Source organism: Streptomyces sp. NPDC018031 (assembly GCF_044327625.1).
In the GTDB taxonomy this organism is placed as follows: domain Bacteria; phylum Actinomycetota; class Actinomycetes; order Streptomycetales; family Streptomycetaceae; genus Streptomyces.
Map to the genome: position 1 here is coordinate 100,353 of NZ_JBIRFT010000009.1, position 21,282 is coordinate 121,634.

Sequence of the window (21,282 nt, forward strand, 5' to 3'; positions counted from 1 at the left end):
ACCCGTCCGGCCCGTCCGGCCCGTCCGGCCTGCCCGTCCGCACCGAAGGACATCCGCCCGCAGTACCCGTTCCCGCGACCCGGAGCCGCCATGACCGCCACCCCCGGCGCGCCGACCCCGCACCCGGCGCCCGCCCCCGGCCCCGCCGCTGACGCCACCGCCGGCCGCCCGCCCCGGGTGAGCGTGATCGTCCCCGCCTACAACGCGATGCCGGAGCTGACCCGGTGCATCACCTCCGCGACGGAACAGACCCTCGGGCTGGACCGGATCGAGATCATCGCGGTCGACGACGGGTCGACCGACGGCACCGGAGCGGAACTGGACCGGCTCGCGGCCGGATGCCCGGCGCTCCGCGTCGTCCACCAGGCCAACTCCGGCGGCGCCGGCGGGCCCCGCAACACCGGACTGGACCTGGCCCGCGGCGACTTCGTCTTCTTCCTCGACTCCGACGACTACCTCGGCCCGGACGCGCTGCGCCGCATGGTGGCGATGGCCGACGACAACGGCACCGACATCGTGCTGGGCAGGATGGTCTCGGTCGGCGGACGGGCCGTACCCACCGCGGTGTTCCGGCACAACCAGCCCCGTACCGACATCTTCTCCTCCGCGGCCTACCGGACCCTGGGACCGTGGAAGATGTTCCGCCGCTCCCTCGTCGAACGGCTCCGGCTGCGCTTCCCGCCCTACCGCAACTGCGAGGACAAGCCCTTCACCGCCGCCGCCTACCTCAACGCCGACGGCATATCCGTCGTCGCCGACTACGACTGCTACTACGTCCGCAACCGCGAGAACGGCAACAACCTCACCCTGGTCGCCGCCGATCTGGCGCACCGGATGGACGGCAGCCGCCTGTGCTTCGAGACCGTCGCCCGCTACCTGGAGCCCGGGCCGCGCCGGGACCAGATCATGCGCCGCCACGTCGAGTGGGAGCTGTGCGGCCCGCTGCGCGCCCTGCTGCCGCGCGAGAGCGAACAGGACGCCCGGGACCGCTTCTACCCCGAGTTCCGGTACTGGGCCCGCACCTGGGCCACCGACGGGGTCCGCCGGCAGCTGGAGGCCCGGGACCGCCTGCTGATCCACCTGCTCCGCGCCGACCGCTTCGAGGACCTGATGACCGTGGTGCGCAACGCCCGGGAGGACGAGCGGCGCGGGCGCCTGGTCGACAAGGGACGCGTCTACTGGCTGCACCCGTTCTTCCGCGACCCGGCGGCCGGCATCCCCGACGACTGCTTCGACGTCACCGACCGGGTCCCCGTGCACCACGGCTTCGGCACCGCCCGGTGGCACCGGGACGGGGTGCTGCGGGTGACCGGCCACGGGTACCTCGAGCACGTGGCGACCGTCGATCCCGGCACCGAGATGATCCTGCGCCTGCGGGACGCCGACCGCCCCGACATACGGGTGCGCACCACGCCCGGCCCCGCCCCGGGGGACCTGCGCGACGGCGACCATGCCGACGCGGGCTTCACCGTCGACCTCGACCTCCGTACCGCAGACGGCGGCGCGCCCCCGGAGGCGGGCATCTGGGACCTCTTCCTCGACGTGCGGGCCCAGGGGGTCAGCCGCACCGTCCGCTTCCGGCAGGCGGCCACCGGCCCCGACGGGAAGCGCACCCCACCGCCGCCGGCCGCCCTGGACCCCGGCCCGGACACCCGCCCCACCACCGTGACCCCGTTCTTCACCCCCTACGGGAACTTCTCCCTCCGCGTCGGCGGCCCGCCGCCCGCCCCACCGGCCGCCCCCTGCCGGGTGACCGGCGTCCGCTGGGACCGCGAGGCGCGCGGCACCCTGGTGGTCGCCGGACGGCTCACCGGCCCGGCGCGGCCCCGGCCCGCCGACGGCACCCCGGAGGACGGCGGGAACCTGCTGCTGCGCGCCGTCGAGGACGGCTCAGGCGCCACCCACGAGGTACCGGTCCGGCCCGCGCCGGACGGTCCGGCCGCGTTCACCGCCCGGCTGCCGCTGCCGGCCCTGCGCCCGGGGCGCTGGACGGTGACCCTGGCCCTGCCGGGCGCGGACGGGTCCTGCCGCGGCGCCCCGGTGCCGCGCCCGGACGGACTGCCGGGCACCCGGTGGTTCCGCCTCGGCCGCCCGTACTGCGCCCGCCCGCTGACCCGCGGTCGGCCCGGCACGCTGGTGTTCGAGGTGGCCCCGATCGACCTGGTCAAGGGCGTCCGGCGGCGGTGGGCGCGGGTGCGCCGAGCGGCGGCCGGCTGACCCGCCGCCCCGCCCCGCCGCGGTGCGGCGGTCCCGGTCAGGCGTCCGGACGGCGCCCCGGCCCGGTTTCCGGGGCGGGCGGGGCGGGCGCCCGGCCGGGCGGGAACGGGATGGCGGACAGCACCGGCAGCAGCCATTCCTCCTCCCGGTCGAGGTGCTCCGTCAGCCGCTCCGCCATCCGGTCCAGCGCGGCACGGAACCGGACCGGCTCCACGGTGTCGATCCCGGCGAGCAGGGCGACCAGCTCGTCCTTGAGCCGCGCCACCGCCCGGTGCTCCGTGCCGAGCCGCTCCAGGGCGTCCCGCAGCTCCGGGTGACGGGCCGCCAGTGCGGGGAAGACATGGGCGTCCTCGCCGGTGTGGTGGAACGCCAGGGTGTCGCAGAAGGCCAGACAGTGCTGCCGGATCTGGAACCCGAGGCCGGCCGCCGGAGGTTCTCCCGGACCCCGGTGGGCCGCCCGCGCGGCGAGATGGGCGTCCGCCTCGGCCCGGACCTGGCGCAGCTGCGCCCGCAGCCAGCCGTGGACCTCCAGCAGCTTGCCGGCCAGGGTGCCCGCCGCGGCCGGGGTCACCGCGGCCCGGGCCTCCGCCTCGGCGGCGGGGCGCTCCAGCACCACGACCGGCAGGGTGCGGCTGGTCCGGCTCTGGTACTCGCCGTAGCCCGGCTCGGCGCGCACCACGCGGGCGAACAGCTCGTCCCGGCGGGCGCCCTCCGCGGGGACCGCGACCGCCTCGTGGGACCCGGCGCCCAGCTCCACCCGGACCAGGGGGTGGGCGAGCAGGTTGTGGAACCAGGCGGGGTGGCGCGGGGCACCGAGATTGGACGCGACGACCAGCAGCAGACCGCCGTCGCGGACGTAGCCGAGCGGAGTGGTGTGCTCCCGGCCGGACTTCGCGCCGGTGGTGGTCAACAGGAGGAGGTCGCCGCCCTCGAAGGGCCCGCCGACCTTTCCCGCGCGGGCTCGGAACTCGTCGATGACCTGGCGGTTGAAGGATATGGACATACGGTGTCGGATCTCCAGGGGGAACGGCGTGCCGCGACCCGTCACGCAGGGCAGCGGACACGCGGGGAAGCGGAAGCAAGGGGGCGCGCCACGGCGCACGGCGACCGGTCCCGTCCGGCAGGCGCGATGCCGCGGCGTGCGGACGCGGGGACGGCGCGGGAGGGCCGCGCCGCGGAACCGCGCCGCACACAGGGGCGGAGCACCACGCGCGGGCCGGGCGGTGCCGGACGCGGGCGCGCGGACGTCAGGCGCGCAGTGCGGAGGAATCGCTCACGGCAGGTCCTTGGGTGAAGGGTGCTCGCCCGGTCACCGGCCCGCCCACTGCTCTTCGGCCGGTGCCACGCGGCACGCGGTCCCATTAGAGCCGTGGTGATCACGACTGTCAACGCCGGGTGAGCGAGGCGACCGGGCGGGCGGCGCGCCCGGACCGCGCTCCCGCCCCGGCGAATCCCCGGCCGCCGCGGGGCTCCCGCCGCCCCGACCGCGGTCGGCGGGCGGCGCCTAGGATGGGCCGGGTGACCGACGAGGATGCCGGGGGGCCGGAGGAGGTGTGGCGGGCGCCCGCCGCGGGACCACCGGACCTGAACCTGCTCCGCACGTTCCTCGCCGTCCACCGGTCCGGCTCCTTCACCGCCGCCGCACACCTCCTCGGAGTGTCGCAGCCGACGGTGACCACCCAGATCAGGGTGCTGGAGCGGCAGTTGGGGAGGGAGTTGTTCCAGCGGCTGCCGCGCGGCGTCGCGCCCGTCCCGTACGCCGACGAGCTGGCGGCCCGGGTGGCCGCCCCGCTGGACGCCCTGGCGGGTGTCACCAGGGCGGGTGATCCGGGCGCGGACCCCGACGAGCCGGTGCACCTGGCGGGCCCGGCCGAGCTGCTGTGCGCGCGGGCGCTGCCCGCGCTGGCACCCCTGGTGCGGAGCGGAGTGCGGCTGCGCGTCGCCACCGGTCTCACCGACCGGCTGCTGGCGGAACTGCGTGCCGGCCGCCATGACCTGGTCATCGCCACCACCCGGCCCCGGGGCCGGGCGCTGACCGCGGTGCCGCTGATGGACGAGGAGTTCGTGCTGGTCGCCGCCCCCGGCTGGGCCGAGCGGATCGGCGGAGCGGAGCGGCTGCGCTCCACGGGTCCCGCCGTGCTGCACGGCGTCCCGCTCGTCAGCTACGCCGAGGACCTGCCGATCGCCCGCCGTTACTGGCGGCACGTCTTCGGCCGGCGCCTGACCGGGCAGGCCGCCCTCACCGTCCCGGACCTGCGCGGGGTGCTTGCGGCGGTCGTCGGGGGCGCCGGGTTCACCGTGCTGCCCCGCTACCTGTGCCAGGACGAACTCGCCTCCGGCGCGCTGGTGCCGCTCCATGAGCCGGAGGACCCCCCGATCAACACCGGCTACCTCGTCCAGCGCCCCGGCTCCCCGGCCGGGACACACCTCACCCGGGTCCGGGACCGCCTGCTGGAGGCCGCGCGCGACTGGTAGCGGGCGGCGGGTCGTCCGGCCGCGCGCCGGGGCCCGCCGTCCGGTTCCCTCAGGCGAGCTGCTTGTAGTAGAAGCTGCCGTCCCGCAGCGTCCCCGCCGGGTCGGCGGCGTACTCGGGGACGATGCCGTAGCGGGTCCAGCCGGACGCCTGGTAGAGGTTCTCCGCGGTGCTTCCGGTCTCGGTGTCGAGGAGCAGCAGGGTCGCCCCGGCGCGGGCGGCGGCCTGCTCGGCGGTGCTCAGCAGCGCCCGGCCCAGCCCCTGCCCGCGGGCGTCGCGGTGGACCATGAGCTTCACCACCTCGGCACGGTGCCGGCCGTTGGGCTTGTACTCCAGGGTGAGACTGACGGTGCCCGCCACGCCGCCGGGGCCGTGGGCCGCCCAGACGCACAGGCTGCCGTCGGCGACGGCGGACTGCCGGGCGTGCCACCAGGCGGCCGCCGCCTGCCGGTCGAAGGGGGTGACGAAGCCGAGCGAGGAGCCGTCGGCGACGGTGTCGGAGAGCAGGCCGGCCAGGCCCGGCACGCTGCCGGGGAAGTCGTCGGCGGACAGGCGGGTGATGGTGTGCACGGGTGTCTTCCTTCTTGGTGCCGCTTTCGGGATGAGTCCGCCGCTCGTCGTCGGGCCGCGGACCGTCGACCGGCAGTGCGGGCCGTCGAGTCGCTCAGGGCAGGACGATCAGCAGGGCGTAACGGACCGGATCGGGTTCCGGGCAGCGGAACCGGGACCGGCCCCAGAGGCGGAACCGCAGGCAGTCCCCGGCCCCGATCCGGTGGACGGCACCGCCCACGGCGACCTCCAGGACCCCCTCCAGCACCCAGATGTGCTGTTCCAGGCCGGGCACCGGGGGCCCGTCGTAGGAGATGTCCGCGCCGGGCCGCAGGATGCCCTCGACGACCTCGCCGCGGAGCCCGGGGTGGGGCGGGGACACCGACCTGCGGTCGAACCCGGAGGTCTCGTCCCGCCACACCGCCTGCCGCTCGGCCCGCACCAACTGCGGCGGCTCGGACTCCACCTCGGCCAGCAGCTGGGACATCGTCCGTTCGTACGCCGCGCACAGCCTGCCCAGCAGCGTCGCCGTCGGGCTGATCTCCGCCCGCTCCAGACGGGACAGCGTCGAGCGGCTGATGTCCGTGCGGCGCCCCAGCTCGTCCAGCGACCAGCCGCGAGCCGCCCGCAGTTCGGCGAGCCGGTTCGCGAGCCGGGCGTCCATGCCGGCCAGGTCCTCGGCGCGGTGCTGCGGGGGCTGTCCCTCCCCGGTCGTTCTCATATTCGAGATGCTATCCCACATATGGGAGACGGCTGGAAGCGGGTGGCCGCGCGGTGGCGGCCGGGACGAAGCCGGACGGCCGGGCGGCCGGGCGGAGGAGCAATGGGCGGCCGGGTGGAGAAAAGCGGGTGGCCGGGTGGGAGAAAGGCAGGTGGCCGGGTGGGAGGGCAATGGGCGGCCGAGCGGGACTGGAGCCGGCGGCCGGGCGGGAGAGCAATGGGCGGTCGGGTGGGAGAGCAATGGGCGGTCGGGTGGGAGAGCAATGGGCGGTCGGGTGGGAGAGCAATGGGCGGTCGGGTGGGAGAAAAGCGGACGGGAAAAGCGGTCCGGCGCGTCAGACGGGCGGGACGAGGGTGAAGTAGTGGTCGAGTGCGGCCCGGTCCCCGCGCAGCGACGCACACCGGTCGGCCGGAATCCGGTTCCACAGGAAGAGCATGAGGTCGGACGCGGTGCCGGCCAGCTCCACGGCGCAGGGGCCGGTGCTGTCGTCCGACCGGACCTCATCGCCGTCGAACCGCACGGTCCAGACGTCCGGGCCGTCCGTGCGGCGGAACCGGAACCGCTCGCCGGAGCCGGGCGGGGCCTGGGTCCACGCCCGCCGGGCGGGTGCCATCACCTCGAAGGTGTGGGTGACGGCGTCGGCGGCCAGGCCGGTGTCGATCGGCCGGGGGGTGCCGGTCGCGGCCTCGGCGTCCCAGCGGTGCACGGCCGCCTCGATGGCCTGGACGCGCAGCCAGAAGCCGACGGTCTGCTCCCGCGACCAGGTCCACACCGTCTCGTCCGGCGGGCGGCTGCGGAACAGCGCCTCCAGTGCGGCGGCCCCGTCGCGGAACCAGTCGATGAGCCCGGCCGGTACCGGCCCCCGGTGGGGAGCCAGTTCCGGGCTCGGCCAGCCCTCGGTGTCGGCCGGCAGCCCCAGGAAGGTGAGGTCCAGGTCCTGGGAGGGTGTCCGGGCGACCAGGTTGGCCACGGTGTCCGGTGGTGTGGTCATCCGCTCGCGGATGACGTGGGCGACGAACCGGTGCACCCCGCCCAGGTGCCCGATCAGATCGGCCACCGACCAGCCGGGGCACGACGGGACGAGGGGCGCCCCGCCGGTGGGCGCCTCGGCGGCGGTTCGGGCCGCGGCTTCGAAGGCCAGGATCTCGCGGCGGAAGTCCGGGAGGTGGTCCATGCCCCCACTCTTCCCGTGCGGTCCCGCCGCCATGTGCCGCGGACGGGTCTGCCCGGCCCGCCCGCGGCGGCCCCGGCGAAGGGGTGACGCACCGTCGGACAGGGCGTGATCTCCGGCACACCGGACTCCGCCGAGGCCCCCGATCGGGCCGCCGCGGCGCCCGGGGGCCCGGAACCCGGCGCAGCGGCCGGTCGAAGGCCTGATGCCGACGCGCGCCGCGCGGTCCTGCCCCGTACACTCGCTCACCGTTTCCGGCCTCGGCGGGAAACCGTGAGCAGCCGATACGGGAAGGACCCTGACATGCATTCCACCGAGCAGACCGACGCGCCGATCTACGCCAGGCTCGTGGCGGAGCGCGGCGACGTACCCGCCGATGTGCGGCAGACGGCGGAGAAGACCCTGAGGGAGGTCGAACGGGCGATGGACTTCCGTGCCCCGAGCCCGTTCACAACATAGGGCCGCCGGGGAGGGAGAGGTACCACGAGCGCGGCTGCCGCCCGGACGGCCGACCGTCCGGGCCGCCGGGAGGGCGGCCCGCCCCGGCGCGCTGCGCCCCCCGCGCCCCGGCCCCGTCGGCCGGGGGCCTCAGGCCGGCCGGGCGCCGTGCCGTACCCAGACGTTGGGCTCCACGTAGACCGCGTGGTCGTGTGCGGTGTCGCAGTGCACCGGCACCAGGGCGCCGGGTACCTCCACATCGCCGTCCCGGTCGAAGGGCAGGCCGGTCCACCGCCGCCACTGCGCCAGGGAGCCGCTGACCGTCATCGACGCCGGGGCGACCTTCTCGATGGTTCCGCCGCTCCTGACGTGCACCCGCAGCCAGGGGTCGGCCGGCAGCCCGTCGGCGCGCCGTTCGCGCACGTAGTGGTCCATCGGGACGCGGGGCCGCAGATGCTTGGCCGTCGGGCGCACCGGGGCCAGCAGCACCGGGTGGCCCTGCCGGGCGACGGCGTCGCGCATCGCCGCCAGCATGCGGTGGGACAGGCCGCGGCCGAGGTGCCCGCTGTCGACCGTGATCTCCAGCGCGCTGGCGACCGTCGTCGGACGTCCGCGGTGGCGGTCCTGGAAGGCCCACCCCAGCACGCGGTCCCAGCCCTGGTCGGGCATCTCCTCACGGCCGTCGAGCCCGGCGTCGAAGGGCACGCTGAACCCCCGCGCCACCACGCGGTCTCCCTCGGTGGCCACCACGCAGAACTCGGGGAACTCCGCCGGCACCCGGCTCAGCAGGGCGTTCGCGACCGGTTCGGCGGCGATGAAGGCGGGCCAGGTGTCGGCGATCTCGTACACCCGCCCGGTCAGCCCCGGGCGGTCGGCGAGCGAGGTGATCTCGATGGTGTCGATGTCTGTCACGGTGGCGCACGCTGCCACACCCGGCGTGATCAAGCCAAATGTTTCCCGTGCACCCGTGCGATCCGCGGGGGTGCGCGCCCGCCCCGCGGGGCGCACCGGGACCGGGCGGCGCACGTCGGGGACGGCCCGCCCGTCCTCGGCGGTGCGGTGCGGCCGGCGGGGCGTCACCGGCCGAACAGCTGTGTCCAGTACGTCCCGGCGGCGGCGCCGACCGCATAGCCGATCCCGATGTGGGTGAAGTCCGGGGTGAGGATGTTGGCGCGGTGTCCGGGGCTGTCCATCCAGCCCCGCACCACTTCGGCGGCGGTGCGCTGGCCGCAGGCGATGTTCTCCCCGATGCCCCGGAACGCGCACCCCGCGGCCGCGGCCCGGTCCCAGGGCTCGCTCCCCTCCGGACTGGTGTGCGCGTAGAACCTCCGGCCGACCATGTCCGCGCTGTGCGCCTGCGCCGCGGCGGTCAGCCCGGCGTCGGGCGCGAGCGGGGCGAGCCGGGCGGCGGCCCGGTGCTCGTTGGTGAGCCGGACCACCTCCGCGGCCGTCCGGGCCAGCCCCGCCGCCGAGAACGGCGCGGCCCACAGCGCCGTCCAGTAGAGGTCGCCCGAGCCGTCCCGGACCGCCCGGCCGATGCCCGCGTGGACCACCCCGTGGTCCCGGAACGGGTCGCCCCGCCCCTCCTCGGCCAGGCAGAACTCCACCAGTTCGGCGGCCGTCCGCGGCCCGGACACCAGGTGCTCGGCTATGCCCAGGCAGCCGTACCCGGCGGCGGCGATCCGGTCGTGCACCGACGTGCCGTCCGGACCCACGGCACCGAGCGTGCCGCGCCGCGCCATCGCCTCGGCATGGGCCTGGGCCGCGGCGATGAGCCGTGCGTCGAGCGCCACCGGCGGTGTGCCGAAGCGCAGGCGCGCCGCGTTGACCGCGCCGAGGAAGCCGTCCTGGGCCGCCCCCGCGGCCGGCCCGGCGGCGCCGGGCGCCGCGCCCCGCCCCCGCGGCCCGCCGCCCGGGGCTCCGCCGTCGTCCACGACGTCGACCCCGAAGTCGCGGGCCACGCCCGCCAGACCGTCGGCGTAGCCCTGACCGAGCGCCCGCAGCTTCCACCGGTCGCCGCGCCGGTAGATCTCGGCCAGCAGCAGCGCCGTCTCCCGGGCGGGCCGCGGCGGGGCGAAGCGGGCGACCAGCGTCCCGTCGGCGCGTCGCACGCTCAGCGCGGGCACCGGCAGCCGGCCCAGCGCGACCCCGGGCTCGGCGGGGGAGGCCACCACGGTGACCCGGGTCGCGCCGGGGCGCAGCCGCGCCGGCCGCACGGTCACGGTGTCGCCCCGCAGTTGTGCGCCGGGCGCCACCGGCTGGTTGAAGAACACGAAGTCGCCGTCGCCCGCCACCCGGCCGTCGTCGCCGGTGACGAGGACCGACAGGTCGAAGGGGCCCGGCACCCGGAGGGACAGCTCACCGTCCGGCAGCACCGTGTTGCCGCCCGCCACCAGCTCCGTCACGTCCACCACCTTCGTCGTCCCCCCCCGCTCGCCCGGCGAGCCTCGGGAAGCAGTCGCCCGACCCGGCCGCCGCCCGTCCGGCGCCGCCGGAGGCCGGCCGGCGGCCGGCCCACCGGGGCAACGCTCCGGCGGCGCGCGGGGTTCCGCCGTGCCGGCGCCCCGCCGGGCGCACGTCCGCCCCCGCCGCGGTGTCGCGGCGGGGGCGGACGGTGGCCCGTGACGGTCACCGCCGGGCCGGGCCGGTCACCGAGGACCGGTCGCCGGCGGACCGGGGTGCCGGCGGGGTGGGACGCGCGGTCAGAAGGTGAGCTTCCAGCTGGTGAGCGTTCCGCTGTCCTGCGCGGCCACGTCCCGGACCCGGAGCTTCCAGGTGCCGTTGGCGACCTCGGTGGAGGCGTCGACGGTGTACGTGGTGTCCACGTTGTCGGCCGAGTCCGAGGAACTGGAGTTCTTCAGCCGGTAGGCCGAGCCGTCCGGGGCGACGAGGTCGATGACCAGGTCACCGCGGTAGGAGTGGGTGATGCTGACGCCGACCCGCAGCGCCGAGGGGGCGTTGCCGCTGACGCCGGTCACCGTGACCGGGGACTCGACGGCGGAGCCGGCGTCCGGGATGGCCACCGAGGCGCCGCTGGTGAAGGTGGTGCCACCGGTGGAGCCGCCCGCGACCGCCTGGACGGTCCGGGTGGCGTCGGCCAGCCCCGCGCCGCAGCCACCGGAGCAGGTGCCCGGGATCGTGCGGGCGTTGGACTTGATGGCGGACTCGATCTGCGCCGGGGTCAGCGTGGACTTGGCGGACTTCATCAGTGCCGCCAGCGCCGCGACGTGCGGGGCGGCCATGCTGGTGCCCTGGTAGTACGCGTAGGACTCGGCGGACGGGCTGGTGGTGCCGCTGTTCAGGGTGGACAGGATGCCGTCGGCGGCGGTGGGGCTGGTCTCCCCGCCGGGGGCCGCGATGTCGATGGTCGAGCCGTAGTTGGAGTACCAGGCACGGTTGCCGGCCCGGTCCAGCGCGGCCACCGAGATGACGTTGCCGCAGTTGCCCGGCGAGTAGCCGGCCACGTTGTCGTTGTCGTTGCCCGCGGCCACGACGACGGTGGTGCCGCGGCCCACGGCGCCGTTGATGGCGCTCTGGGTGGCCGCGGAGCAGGAACCGGCCCCGCCGAGGCTCATGTTGATGACCTTGGCCGGGGTGGCGTTGGCCGGGACACCGGAGACGGTGCCGCCGGAGGCCCAGGTGATGGCGTCGATGATGTCGGAGTCGTAGCCGCCGCACTTGCCCAGCACCCGCACCGGCTGCACCTTGGCACCGTAGGCGATGCCCGCGACGCCCTTGCCGTTGTTCGCGGTGGCGGCGATGGTGCCGGCCACGTGCGTGCCGTGCCAGGACGAGTCGCTGCCCGGCACGTTCGCGCCGCACTCGTTGTCCCGGTACCAGTCGCCCGGGTCCGCCGGGTTGCTGTCCCGGCCGTTGCCGTCGTTGGAGACGAAGGTGTCGGAGATGAAGTCGTAGCCCGGCACGATGTTGGCGGCCAGGTCGGAGTGGGCGACATAGCCGGTGTCGATCACCGCGACGGTCACGCCGCTGCCCGTGGTGGTGTTCCAGGCACCGGGGACGTTCATGCCCGCGGTGGTCTCGAACAGGTCCCACTGCTTGGCGTAGTCGGTGTCGTTGGGGGCCGCCTGGATGGTGTTGCGGCGGTCCGGCACGACGTAGGCGACCTCGGGGTCGGCCTGGTACTCGGCGATGACCTCGGCGGTCTCGCTCTTGCTGAGTTCACCACCGGTCTCGACCAGGGCGGCGCCGGTGCCGAGCCGGCGTTCGAACTCCAGGGCCTCGCCGGTCCGGCGGCCCTTGGCCTCGGCGTCGGCGGACGCCGCGGAGTTGGACTTGGCCTCGGAGGCCGATGCCTTGTAGCCGACGATCAGGCGCTCCACCGCGGCGGCCGGGGCCTCGGCGCGGGTGGGAGCGGCGGTGGGGGCGGTCGGCGAACCGGCGCTGGCCGGCCCGGCGGTGGCCACCGTCAGAGCGGTGCCCGACAGCAGCGTCGCCGATATCGCGGCGATGGATATGGCGGTGCGTCGTGGGGATCGTGATGTGCGCAAAGTGTGTGCCTTTCGCGGCCGTTTCCGCGCAGGGGGAACGGCTGTGAGCGCTTCTTCGTCGAAGCGGTGGGGGAGTGGGGAGTGGTACGAAAGGAACGCAGAGGGCCGGCCGTACGTTGGCTTCCCCGGGGATCTTCCCGGTTCAGCTGAATGCGGACAGTAGACAACGCGCAGCCGGACCGGCTACCGGGAAAACCCTTGTGACCAGTAGGGTTTCCCCGTAGCGGGGTGCGGGGCACGGCCTGCGCGGACGCCCTCCGGCACCCCTCGCACACGGTCCGCCGAAGCGCCCCGGCAAGGTCCGCCGGCGCCCATCGGCACGGTCCGCCGAAGCGCCCGGGCATGGCCCGCGGTAGCGCCCGGGCGGATCGGCCGTCAACGCCACCGACCCACCGCGGCACGGCAGTTCGGCCGCGCGCGGCATGGTGGGGACGCGCCGTGCGACGGGTGGCTGACACCCGTGGCGGGCTGCCGCCCGCGGGGCTTCAGGGCCGGAGCACCGAGCAGCCGAGCGTGCCGTCCTGCCGGTCGTCGACACAGGCGCCGAACGGCCGGCTGATGCGGGCCAGGACCGCGGCCAGCCAGGCCCGGTCCTCCGGTGAGGCGTGCCACAGTCGCATCCGCCGGGCCTGCAGGGGCACGATCCGCAGGCCGTGGAGCCTGCCGGTGCCCGCCTCCAGCACCACCAGGTACAGCGGCCGCAGGTCGTCCCGGTACCGCTCGTAGCCGGCGATCCCCTCGTAGTCGTCGATCAGATCACCGCAGCCGTGCAGGATCAGCCGCTCCCGGTACACCTCCACCGGGCGGGGGTGGTGCGAGGAGTGCCCGTGGACCACGTCCACCCCGGCGTCGACCAGGGCGTGCGCGAAACCGTCGTCCTCGGGGGAGACGCCGTAGCCCCAGTTGGAGCCCCAGTGGACCGACACCACGGTCACGTCGCCGGGCCGCCGCACCTGGCCCACCCGTCCCGCCACCTCGGCCGCGGCGGTCGCCGAGGGCCGCTCCACCAGGGCCACCCCGCTGCGGTCGGCGGTCGCCGCCCAGTGCGGGGGAATGCCGCTCGACGGCATGCCGACCGACAGGACCAGGACCCGCCGGCCACCCCCGACCGGGACGGCCGCGGGCCGCCACGCCTCGGCCGCGTCCCGCCCCGCACCGGCCGTACGCAGCCCCGCGGTGCCCAGGGTGCCCAGGGTCTCGGCGAGTCCGGGGCGACCGAAGTCCAGCACGTGGTTGTTGGCCAGCACGCAGACGTCGGGCCGGACGGCCGCCAGGCAGGGGGTGTTGGCCGGGTTCATCCGGTAGTGGATGCCCTTGTCCGCCGCGTAGCCGTCATGGCGCGTGACGCTGGTCTCCAGATTGATCACCCGCACGTCGGGCGCGGCCTCGTCGAGCGCCTCCAGCGCCTCGCCCCACGGCCAGGTGTGGTCGACCGGCAGGGGGATCGGGCCGTTCGCCGCTTCCGCCAGCTCCACGTAGCCGCGGGCGTCCCGGATGTACGCCTCCCGCAGCGCCGGGTCACCCGGGTGCGGCAGGATCTGGTCGACACCGCGGCCGAGCATCACGTCACCGCAGAGGAACAGGGTGACCAGGTCACCGCTCACCCCTCCAGGCTAGGCCGCGGGGCCGGGGTCCGGCGCGGCCGGGGCGGTGGCGGCCGGGCCGCCGGGACCGGCCGGGGCGGCTGGGGCGGTCCCGCCGGAGCCGGCCGTCTCGGACCGGAAACTGTGGCCGATCTCCGGGGCCAGGCCGTGGTAGTGCCGGAAGTTGTAGATGAGCGGGCTCCACGCGGCCGGGTCGATGTGCTGGGTTCCCGGCACCACGATGTGCTCCGCGGCGTGCACCCGCACCACCTCGCACTCGACGGTGAGGAAGCTGCCCCCGCCGCCCGGGGGCGCCGCCGTCACCCGGGCCTCCAGCTGCAGCGCGCATTCGGCGACCCGGGCCGGCCGGACCAGCTCGGACGGCTGCGGTGAGAGACCGGCGGCGGAGAACTTGTCGGGCTCGTACCGGAACTTCGCGCGCTTCGCCTCCGGGACCGGATAGGCGCCGGTGAGCGGGGCGAGGCGCTCCACCGACTCCCACAGCCCGGGCGAGGGCAGATTGATCACCACTTCCGGCCGGGCGGCCAGGTTCCGCGCGGTCCGGCTCGCGCACCCCACGCCCAGGACCACGTGCGGGCCCAGCGCCCAGACGGAGGAGACGGGCGCGAGATTCCCGGAGCCGTCTTCGTTCTCGGTGCTCAGCAGGGCGACCGGGGTCCCGAAGTAGAGGATGCTCGGCCGGATGACCAGGTGCTTGTCGTTCGTCACGCCGGGAACGCTAGGGCCGGGACGTTTCGGCGCCCGCCGAAGCGAGGCCGTGCGGCCGGCGTGGGCCGGGGGCCGGAGCGGCCCCGCCGGACCCGGGCCCGCCCCGCCGCGCCTGCCCCGGGCCGCGACCGCCGCTGTGCGACGATCGACGCGTGGTGGAGGAGGCACCGGTGGCGAGCGGCGATGAGGTGGACGCGGTCCTGCAGCAGGCGCTGCAGCGTCTCGCGCTCCTGGCCGAGGCCACCACCGCCCTGTCCAGCACCCTGGAGGTCGAGGAGGGCCTGCGCCGGCTGTGCCGCACACTGCTGCCGCAGCTCGGCGACTGGTGCGCCGTGGACCTGCTGGACGAACACGGCCACCCGCACCGGCGCGTGGTGGCCCACTACGAGCCGGACCGGCTGCCCACCGGGCACCTGGAGGGTCCGCTCCCGGACGTGCCGGAGACCTCGGCCGACCCGCTCGCCCGGGTGCTGCGCGGCGCCGGCCCGCTGCTGCTGGACGGGCGTTCCGCCCTGGCCTCTGACGGCGGCCCGACGCTCGGCGCCCAGCGGGAGCTGTTCGAACTGCTGGGCGCCCGGACGGTGATCATCGCGCCGCTGCGGGCCCGGCGGCAGGTGCTCGGCGCCCTGACCCTCGCCCGCACCCGGGACGGCGCCCCGCTCACCCCGGCCGACCTGCCGCTCGTCGAGGACCTGGCCCAGCGCACCGCCCTCGCGGTCGACAACAACGCGCTCCACGCGTCGGTGCAGCGCATCGCCGAACGGCTGCAACGGTCACTGCTGCCGCCGCTGCCGGACATCCGGCCGCTGGAGCTCGCCGCCCGCTACCTGCCCGCCCGGGCGGCCGCCGAGGTCGGCGGGGACTGGTACGACTGCTTCGTGCTGCCGGACGGCGTCCCCGCTCTGATCATCGGCGACGTCACCGGACACGACCTGCCGTCCGCCGTCACCATGAGCCAGCTGCGGAACATGCTCCGCGCCCTGGCCTGCGACCGCCGGGAGCCGCCCGGCGACGTGCTGCGCCGCCTCGACGCCATCACCGAGATCCTGTACGGCGGACACACGGCCACCTGCGTCTTCGCCCGGCTGGAGACCGGGCCGGCGGGTGCCTGGCGGCTGCGTTACGCCAATGCCGGCCACCCGCCGCCGCTGCTGATCACCCAGGCCGGTGACACCCGGTTCCTGGAGGCCGGCCACGGCGTGCTGCTGGGCGTCGAACCGCACCGGGTACGTCCCGACGGCGTCGAGCCGATGCCTGCCGACTCCACCCTGCTGCTCTACACCGACGGCCTGATCGAACGGCCCGGGGAGAGCCTGGAGGAGGGCCTCGCCCGGCTGCGTCAGCACGCCGCCGCGCTCGCCCGGGAACCGCTCGACACGTTCTGCGACGAACTGCTGTCGGGCCTGGGGGACAGCGCCGACGACATCGCCGTGCTCGCCGCCCGGATGCCGTCCGCCGCACCGGCGGACGCCCCGGGCGCCGCGCTCTGACCCGGGCCCGGGGGTCGAGGAACATCGGAACGGAAGCCGGCGCCAAGCGGTGAGGGGAAAGCGGTGCCCATGATCGTCCAGTTGTCGACCGGGAAGGCGGTGACCGTCCGGACGCCGGCCGACCTGTTCCTCGCTGGCGCCAGGTGACGTGCGGCGCTGACTGCCGGAACCGGGAAGGGGCAGTTTGTCGTTGGTATCGACATGCCCGCACCCTCACACGCCCCAATCCGGCCGGACTGGCAGCACTGCGGTCTCGAAGTCACGCCGGGCAGTCCCGGTGGCTGCACAGGCATACGGCTACGCGGCCATGCGGCGTGCCTTGCGCACATCGAGCCGGCGCACCGGGACACATACATACAGGGGTTGGCGCCAGGGGCCGACGTCGACCTGCGTGGCACTCGTATTGATGAACCTCTCTTGGCACAGCTCCTGGATGCTGTTCGGGACGCTTCCGGACAGCCATCATTCAGATCGGCAAATTTCCTTGGAGCAACCTTCCCCAGTGGTGCCGACTTCAATGGCTCAAGCTTTGTCTCCGCCTGTTTCAATAACGCCCACTTCGGAGGGTTCACGCAGTTCAAGAGAGCGAGCTTCTCGGATGCCGCCTACCTTTTCGATGTGACCTGTGAAGCGACCATGACGTTCGCTGGAGCAACTTTTAGTGGTCATGCGTTGAACATTGACGGCTCCTTCGAGGGCGCATATTTTCCGGGGGTGCGATTCGAATCTACCGATATTCACATAGGGCCGCTGATCTGTGCAGATCGGGCAGTCTTCACCAATGCGCAGTTCCAGTCGCCAGCCACGATCGAGGTAGCTGCCCCTCACGTGGAATGCCGTAACAGTCAATGGTCGTCGATCGCAACCCTACGTCTGAGGTACGCCTCGGCCGACTTCACTAATGCCTGGTTCGAATATCCTGTCTCAGTCTCCGCCAATGCGGAGCCTTTCGTTGCCACATTCGATCGACCTGCAGATGAGGCAGGTTTTTCCGGCGATCCGGGCGTCCGGTTGAAGTCGCTGCGGGGAGTCGACGCAGCCCACCTCCTGCTGACAGATATCGACCTGTCCACTTGCACATTCGCGGGTGCCATCCATCTGGACCAATTGAGGATGCATGGAAACTGCTCCTTCGCGTCCGCGTCTACGAGCTTTCGCCTTTTTCCAGTACCCCGCCACTGGACAGCTCGCCGGGTACTGGCCGAGGAGCACAACTGGCGGGCGCATCGACAGGGCGCTGCGGCGGATGGTTGGCAGCCGCTCTCGGATTCAGACGGGATAAGGCGAACCCCCGGCCCCCAGCACATCGCCATCCTGTATCGGGAGTTGCGTAAATCTTTTGAGGACGCCAAGAATGAACCGGGTGCCGCGGATTTCTACTACGGCGAAATGGAAATGCGCCGTCACAGTCACCGCTGGCGCGAGGCTGAGCGGTGGCTGCTGCAGACGTACTGGCTGCTCTCAGGCTATGGCTTGCGTGCCTCCAGAGCCATTTGTTGGTTGCTTGTGGCGATGACGATCACCGTCCTGCTCATGATGGGTTTCGGCTTGCCGGCCGAACCACCCAAGCAGACCGCGACGGGCGCCCTGCCTTCTCAGGGTGGGCAGGTCACATTCAAGATCGACAAAGAGGACCCCAAGAACCCAGCCGATAACCGCTTCACAGGGAAGCGGTTCGAGAAGGCGCTGAACGTGACCCTGAACTCTGTGGTATTCCGCTCCAGCGGCCAGGACCTGACGACGGCTGGTGGCTATATCGAGATGGCATCACGACTTTCCGAGCCAGTACTGCTTGCCCTCGGGATCCTGGCAATCAGGAGCCGCGTCAAACGATGACACGCCAGGGATGCAACCCCTCTCGGGGTTCGCTGCTATCGCTTGGTGGAGGGTTTCAATGATTACTCGCCGTCCCCAGTGCCTGGTGCACGCACGCAGGGGCCGCATTCCGCCGGGCAGGTCCAGGAGCTGGAAGGAGTACGGGCCGAGCAGTTGACGTGGTGCCGCACGAACGGGGAGAGGCGGGCGACGTCCTCGTCCCGGACGGCGAAGCCGCGGGCGCGGAGCTGGGCGACGGCGGCGTCCATGTAGCGGGTGCTGAAGAGGGCCAGGGCGTTGAGGGCGAGTCCGAGGGCGCCGATCTGGTCTTATCCGAACTAGCGCAGCATGGCCTTGAGGTAGCGGAATCACTCTCTCCACCACGGCAAGTAGTGGTGGAGAAGTCGGAGAACTGGGTGTCGCCGGGCGCGTCGGCACTACCCTCCCGAAGCGGCCACGATCTACGGATAGCGATGTACCTGAAGCGCCGTCACTGGCACCGTTCGGCTCTTAACCTGACTCGATGGACACAGCTCTCGAGACCGTCAGCGCCCGGACGCGCCGGCTCTTCTGGGCGCTCAGCTCCGGCATCGAGGTGAATCCCCTGCAAGCGTGCTGGGGGCGGGGGCGGGATTCTCCCCAGTGGAGTTCTCGCAGGTTCGCTCGGGTGGGGTCCGCAAACAGGTACTTGATAGCCGTCCCGGGCCAGTGAGGAGCGGTTGCGAGACGTGCTGCTCATCGCCCTCAACGCCTACGAATCGACCTCACTTCGCCGACCACCGTCTTCATGAAGTGAACCCAACCGGGCGCGGTGGGCCGATGGAGTCGCTGCCGCGACCGTGCCGGTTTGAAGTCTTGACGACACGTCAGGGCGCAAGTTCACTCACGCGGTGAGGTAAGTCGTCCTGTCGTCATGCGTCGAAGGGAGTCCCCATGCGCAAGGTGAGACCCGGACACGGACGGACCGCCCTGCTCGCCGCCGCGGCGCTGCTCGCCGGAGCGCTGCCCTACGCCTCGGCCGGGCCGTCCGCCGCGGCCGACGGCCCCGCCCCCGCGGTCGTCACCGGCCCCGCGGTGCACCCGGTCCGGGAGGGCCGGACCGCCACCGTGCCCCTGGTGGTGACCACCCCGGACGGGGCGCCGCTGAGCCGGCCGGTCACCGTCGGCTACGCCACCGGCGACGGTACCGCCACCGCCGACCGGGACTTCACGCCCGCCACCGGCACCGTCACCTTCCCGGCGGGCACCGCCTCCGGCACCTCCCGCGCCGTCCGGGTCCGCACCCTGCCGGACGCGGCGGCCGAGACCGCCGAGACCGTCCCGCTGACGCTCGACGTCGACGGCGCCACCGCGCCCGCACCGCACCCCCGGGTGGTGATCGACGCCCACGGCCTGCCGTACCTCGACGCCCGGCTCCCGGTGCACCGGCGGGTGAAGGACCTGCTGGGCCGGATGACACTCGCCGAGAAGGTCGGCCAGATGACCCAGGCGGAGCGGGGCGCGCTGCGGACCCCGGACGACATCGCCTCGTACGGCCTCGGATCGCTGCTCTCCGGTGGTGGCTCGGTGCCGACGCCGAACACGCCCGAGGCATGGGTGCGGATGGTGGACGGCTACCAGCTGCACACCCGGGCCACCCGGCTGCAGATCCCGCTGATCTACGGGGTGGACGCGGTGCACGGTCACAACAACGTGGTCGGCGCGACGATCATGCCGCACAACATCGGCCTCGGCGCGAGCCGCGACCCCCGGCTCGCCGAGCGCACCGCGGCGGTCACCGCCGCCGAGGTGCGGGCCACCGGCGTCCCCTGGGACTTCGCCCCCTGCCTGTGCGTCACCCGCGACGAACGCTGGGGACGCTCCTACGAGGCGTTCGGTGAGGACCCGGCCCTGGTGACCGCCATGGAGACGGTGATCCGGGGCATGCAGGGCGCACCCGACGGCACCGACCTGGACCGCCCGGACAAGGTGCTCGCCACCGCCAAGCACTACGTGGCCGACGGGGGTACGGAGTTCGGTTCCTCCACCACCGGCAGCTACACCATCGACCAGGGCGTCACCACGGTCGACCGGGCCGAGCTGGAGGCGGTCCACCTGTCGCCGTACCGGGAGGCGGTGGACCGGGGCATCGGCGCGGTCATGCCCTCCTTCTCCTCGGTCGACCTGCTCGGCGACGCGGCCGGCCCGGTGAAGATGCACGCCCACGCCGAGCTGATCGACCAGGTGCTCAAGGGCCGGATGGGCTTCCGGGGCTTCGTCATCAGCGACTGGCAGGCCATCGACCAGCTCCCCGGCGACCACGCCGAGGACGTGCGCACCTCGGTCAACGCCGGCCTGGACATGATCATGGTGCCGTACGCCTACCAGGACTTCCAGCGGACGCTGAACGCCGAGGTCGCGGCCGGCCGGGTGACCACCGCCCGGATCGACGACGCCGTCTCCCGCATCCTCACCCAGAAGTTCCGGCTCGGACTCTTCGAGAAGCCGTACGCCGACCCGGCGCACCTCTCCGACGTCGGCTCGGCGGCACACCGGGCGGTGGCCCGGGAGGCGGCCGCCGCGTCGCAGGTGCTGCTGAAGAACGCGGGCGGGGTGCTGCCGCTGAAACCGGGCCAGAGGGTGTACGTGGCCGGCTCCAACGCCGATGACCTGGGAAACCAGGCCGGTGGCTGGACCATCACCTGGCAGGGTTCCCCGGGTGACATCACCCGGGGGACCACCGTGCTCCAGGGCATGCGCAAGGCCGCCCCCGGGGCGGCGATCACCTACTCCGCGGACGCCTCCGCGCCCACCGGCGGCCATGACGTGGGGGTGGTCGTGGTCGGCGAGACCCCGTACGCCGAAGGCGTGGGCGACGTCGGCAACGGGCACGACCTGGAACTCTCCACCGCCGACCGGGCCGCGGTCGACCGGGTGTGCTCCGCGATGGCCTGCGCCGTGCTCATCGTCTCCGGCCGGCCCCAGCTCATCGGCGACCGGCTGGCCGGCATCGACGCCCTGGTCGCCTCCTGGCTGCCGGGTACCGAGGGCGACGGCGTGGCCGACGTGCTCTACGGCAAGCGGCCGTTCACCGGCCGGCTGCCGGTGAGCTGGCCCCGCGCGGAGTCGCAGCTGCCGATCAACGTCGGCGACCGGGACTACGACCCGCAGTTCCCGTACGGCTGGGGACTCACCACCCTGCGGCCGGTCCCCGGCGGCGACGGAGCCGCGCGGCTGACCGCGCTCACCGCCGCGGCGGCGAGCGCGGAGCGGGCGGGCGACGCCCGGACCGAGCGCGGCCGGCGGATCGCCGGCGAGGCCCGGGTGGTGGTCCAGGACCGGATCGGCACCCGGATCACCCCGGCGGTGGCCCGGCCGTTCGCCCGGGCCGACCACCTGCTGCTCACCGGCGACCTGACGGGCGCGCTCGCCGAACTCACCGCCGCCTACCGCGCGGCCGGCTGACCCGGCGGCCGCCGGTACGGACAGCACCCGGGCCGGGGATGCCGCCCACCCGTGGGGCATCCCCGGCCACTCCCACCCGACCGCCCACCGGGCCCGTCCTGCCGGTCGGGCCGGGCCCGCCGGGCCAGGCCGGTGGCTCCCGGC

General features: G+C 74.1%; 15 protein-coding genes and 1 pseudogene. 6 read left to right on the forward strand and 10 right to left on the reverse strand.

Translation table 11 applies throughout. The features are described 5' to 3' along the window. Positions 1–90: 90 nt before the first annotated feature. A complete protein-coding gene (locus ACH4B3_RS21235) occupies positions 91–2,217 on the forward strand; it encodes a glycosyltransferase family 2 protein (RefSeq protein WP_398464812.1) in 2,127 nt (708 codons plus the stop codon). A gap of 37 nt (positions 2,218–2,254) precedes the next feature. Here the strand turns inward: ACH4B3_RS21235 and ACH4B3_RS21240 are convergent, their stop codons facing one another. After that, positions 2,255–3,220, reverse strand: a complete 966-nt coding sequence (locus ACH4B3_RS21240) for a nitroreductase/quinone reductase family protein (protein WP_398464814.1) — start codon at positions 3,218–3,220, stop codon at positions 2,255–2,257. A gap of 506 nt (positions 3,221–3,726) precedes the next feature. On the opposite strand from ACH4B3_RS21240, the gene ACH4B3_RS21245 reads away from it, so the two are divergent. Next, positions 3,727–4,692 (forward strand): LysR family transcriptional regulator, encoded by a 966-nt coding sequence (locus ACH4B3_RS21245; RefSeq protein ID WP_398464816.1) that lies wholly within the window; start codon positions 3,727–3,729, stop codon positions 4,690–4,692. 49 nt (positions 4,693–4,741) lie between these two features. Here the strand turns inward: ACH4B3_RS21245 and ACH4B3_RS21250 are convergent, their stop codons facing one another. From ACH4B3_RS21250 to ACH4B3_RS21260, 3 genes are all read right to left on the reverse strand, one after another. Continuing rightward, positions 4,742–5,260 (reverse strand): GNAT family N-acetyltransferase, encoded by a 519-nt coding sequence (locus tag ACH4B3_RS21250; RefSeq protein WP_398464818.1) that lies wholly within the window; start codon positions 5,258–5,260, stop codon positions 4,742–4,744. A gap of 94 nt (positions 5,261–5,354) precedes the next feature. After that, complete coding sequence (locus ACH4B3_RS21255; protein WP_398464820.1) at positions 5,355–5,960, reverse strand: helix-turn-helix domain-containing protein; 606 nt, start codon at positions 5,958–5,960, stop codon at positions 5,355–5,357. 334 nt (positions 5,961–6,294) lie between these two features. Next, positions 6,295–7,134 carry a maleylpyruvate isomerase family mycothiol-dependent enzyme gene (locus tag ACH4B3_RS21260; protein ID WP_398464822.1) on the reverse strand — a complete coding sequence of 280 codons (840 nt, stop codon included), beginning with the start codon at positions 7,132–7,134 and terminating at the stop codon, positions 6,295–6,297. 300 nt (positions 7,135–7,434) lie between these two features. On the opposite strand from ACH4B3_RS21260, the gene ACH4B3_RS21265 reads away from it, so the two are divergent. After that, positions 7,435–7,590, forward strand: coding sequence for a hypothetical protein (locus ACH4B3_RS21265; RefSeq protein WP_398464824.1), 156 nt, complete (start codon positions 7,435–7,437; stop codon positions 7,588–7,590). A gap of 129 nt (positions 7,591–7,719) precedes the next feature. Here the strand turns inward: ACH4B3_RS21265 and ACH4B3_RS21270 are convergent, their stop codons facing one another. The 5 genes from ACH4B3_RS21270 to ACH4B3_RS21290 all read right to left on the reverse strand — a co-directional run bounded on the left by ACH4B3_RS21270 (position 7,720) and on the right by ACH4B3_RS21290 (position 14,389). Beyond that, positions 7,720–8,481, reverse strand: a complete 762-nt coding sequence (locus tag ACH4B3_RS21270; protein WP_398464826.1) for an N-acetyltransferase — start codon at positions 8,479–8,481, stop codon at positions 7,720–7,722. A gap of 164 nt (positions 8,482–8,645) precedes the next feature. Further along, positions 8,646–9,974, reverse strand: coding sequence for a CAP domain-containing protein (locus ACH4B3_RS21275; RefSeq protein ID WP_398464828.1), 1,329 nt, complete (start codon positions 9,972–9,974; stop codon positions 8,646–8,648). Positions 9,975–10,271: 297 nt separating this feature from the next. Then, positions 10,272–12,077 (reverse strand): S8 family peptidase, encoded by a 1,806-nt coding sequence (locus ACH4B3_RS21280; protein ID WP_398464830.1) that lies wholly within the window; start codon positions 12,075–12,077, stop codon positions 10,272–10,274. Between the two features lie 485 nt (positions 12,078–12,562). Next, positions 12,563–13,681 (reverse strand): CapA family protein, encoded by a 1,119-nt coding sequence (locus tag ACH4B3_RS21285; protein WP_398464832.1) that lies wholly within the window; start codon positions 13,679–13,681, stop codon positions 12,563–12,565. A 9-nt stretch (positions 13,682–13,690) separates the two neighbouring features. Further along, on the reverse strand, positions 13,691–14,389 hold the full coding sequence (locus ACH4B3_RS21290) for a flavin reductase family protein (protein ID WP_398464834.1): 699 nt from the start codon (positions 14,387–14,389) through the stop codon (positions 13,691–13,693). A 170-nt stretch (positions 14,390–14,559) separates the two neighbouring features. Here ACH4B3_RS21290 and ACH4B3_RS21295 point away from each other — a divergent pair, with 170 nt between their 5' ends. Together ACH4B3_RS21295 and ACH4B3_RS21300 are read left to right on the forward strand one after the other, a co-directional pair. Continuing rightward, positions 14,560–15,879 (forward strand): PP2C family protein-serine/threonine phosphatase, encoded by a 1,320-nt coding sequence (locus ACH4B3_RS21295; RefSeq protein ID WP_398464836.1) that lies wholly within the window; start codon positions 14,560–14,562, stop codon positions 15,877–15,879. Between the two features lie 417 nt (positions 15,880–16,296). Next, positions 16,297–17,715: a hypothetical protein gene (locus ACH4B3_RS21300; protein WP_398464838.1), complete on the forward strand. Its 1,419-nt coding sequence runs from the start codon at positions 16,297–16,299 to the stop codon at positions 17,713–17,715. A gap of 93 nt (positions 17,716–17,808) precedes the next feature. Here ACH4B3_RS21300 and ACH4B3_RS21305 read toward each other — a convergent pair. Beyond that, positions 17,809–18,023, reverse strand: a pseudogene (locus ACH4B3_RS21305) (Tn3 family transposase); the annotation flags it as partial. Between the two features lie 604 nt (positions 18,024–18,627). Between ACH4B3_RS21305 and ACH4B3_RS21310 the strand changes: the two are divergent. Next, complete coding sequence (locus tag ACH4B3_RS21310; RefSeq protein WP_398464840.1) at positions 18,628–21,138, forward strand: glycoside hydrolase family 3 N-terminal domain-containing protein; 2,511 nt, start codon at positions 18,628–18,630, stop codon at positions 21,136–21,138. Positions 21,139–21,282: the final 144 nt, after the last annotated feature.

What these genes read in the sequence shown, in the direction of transcription:
- ACH4B3_RS21235 (WP_398464812.1), top strand. Translation starts at nt 91, where the DNA reads ATGACCGCCACCCCCGGCGCGCCGACCCCGCACCCGGCGCCCGCCCCC.
- ACH4B3_RS21240 (WP_398464814.1), bottom strand. Translation starts at nt 3,220, where the DNA reads ATGTCCATATCCTTCAACCGCCAGGTCATCGACGAGTTCCGAGCCCGC.
- ACH4B3_RS21260 (WP_398464822.1), bottom strand. Translation starts at nt 7,134, where the DNA reads ATGGACCACCTCCCGGACTTCCGCCGCGAGATCCTGGCCTTCGAAGCC.
- ACH4B3_RS21265 (WP_398464824.1), top strand. Translation starts at nt 7,435, where the DNA reads ATGCATTCCACCGAGCAGACCGACGCGCCGATCTACGCCAGGCTCGTG.
- ACH4B3_RS21255 (WP_398464820.1), bottom strand. Translation starts at nt 5,960, where the DNA reads ATGAGAACGACCGGGGAGGGACAGCCCCCGCAGCACCGCGCCGAGGAC.
- ACH4B3_RS21245 (WP_398464816.1), top strand. Translation starts at nt 3,727, where the DNA reads ATGGGCCGGGTGACCGACGAGGATGCCGGGGGGCCGGAGGAGGTGTGG.
- ACH4B3_RS21310 (WP_398464840.1), top strand. Translation starts at nt 18,628, where the DNA reads ATGCGCAAGGTGAGACCCGGACACGGACGGACCGCCCTGCTCGCCGCC.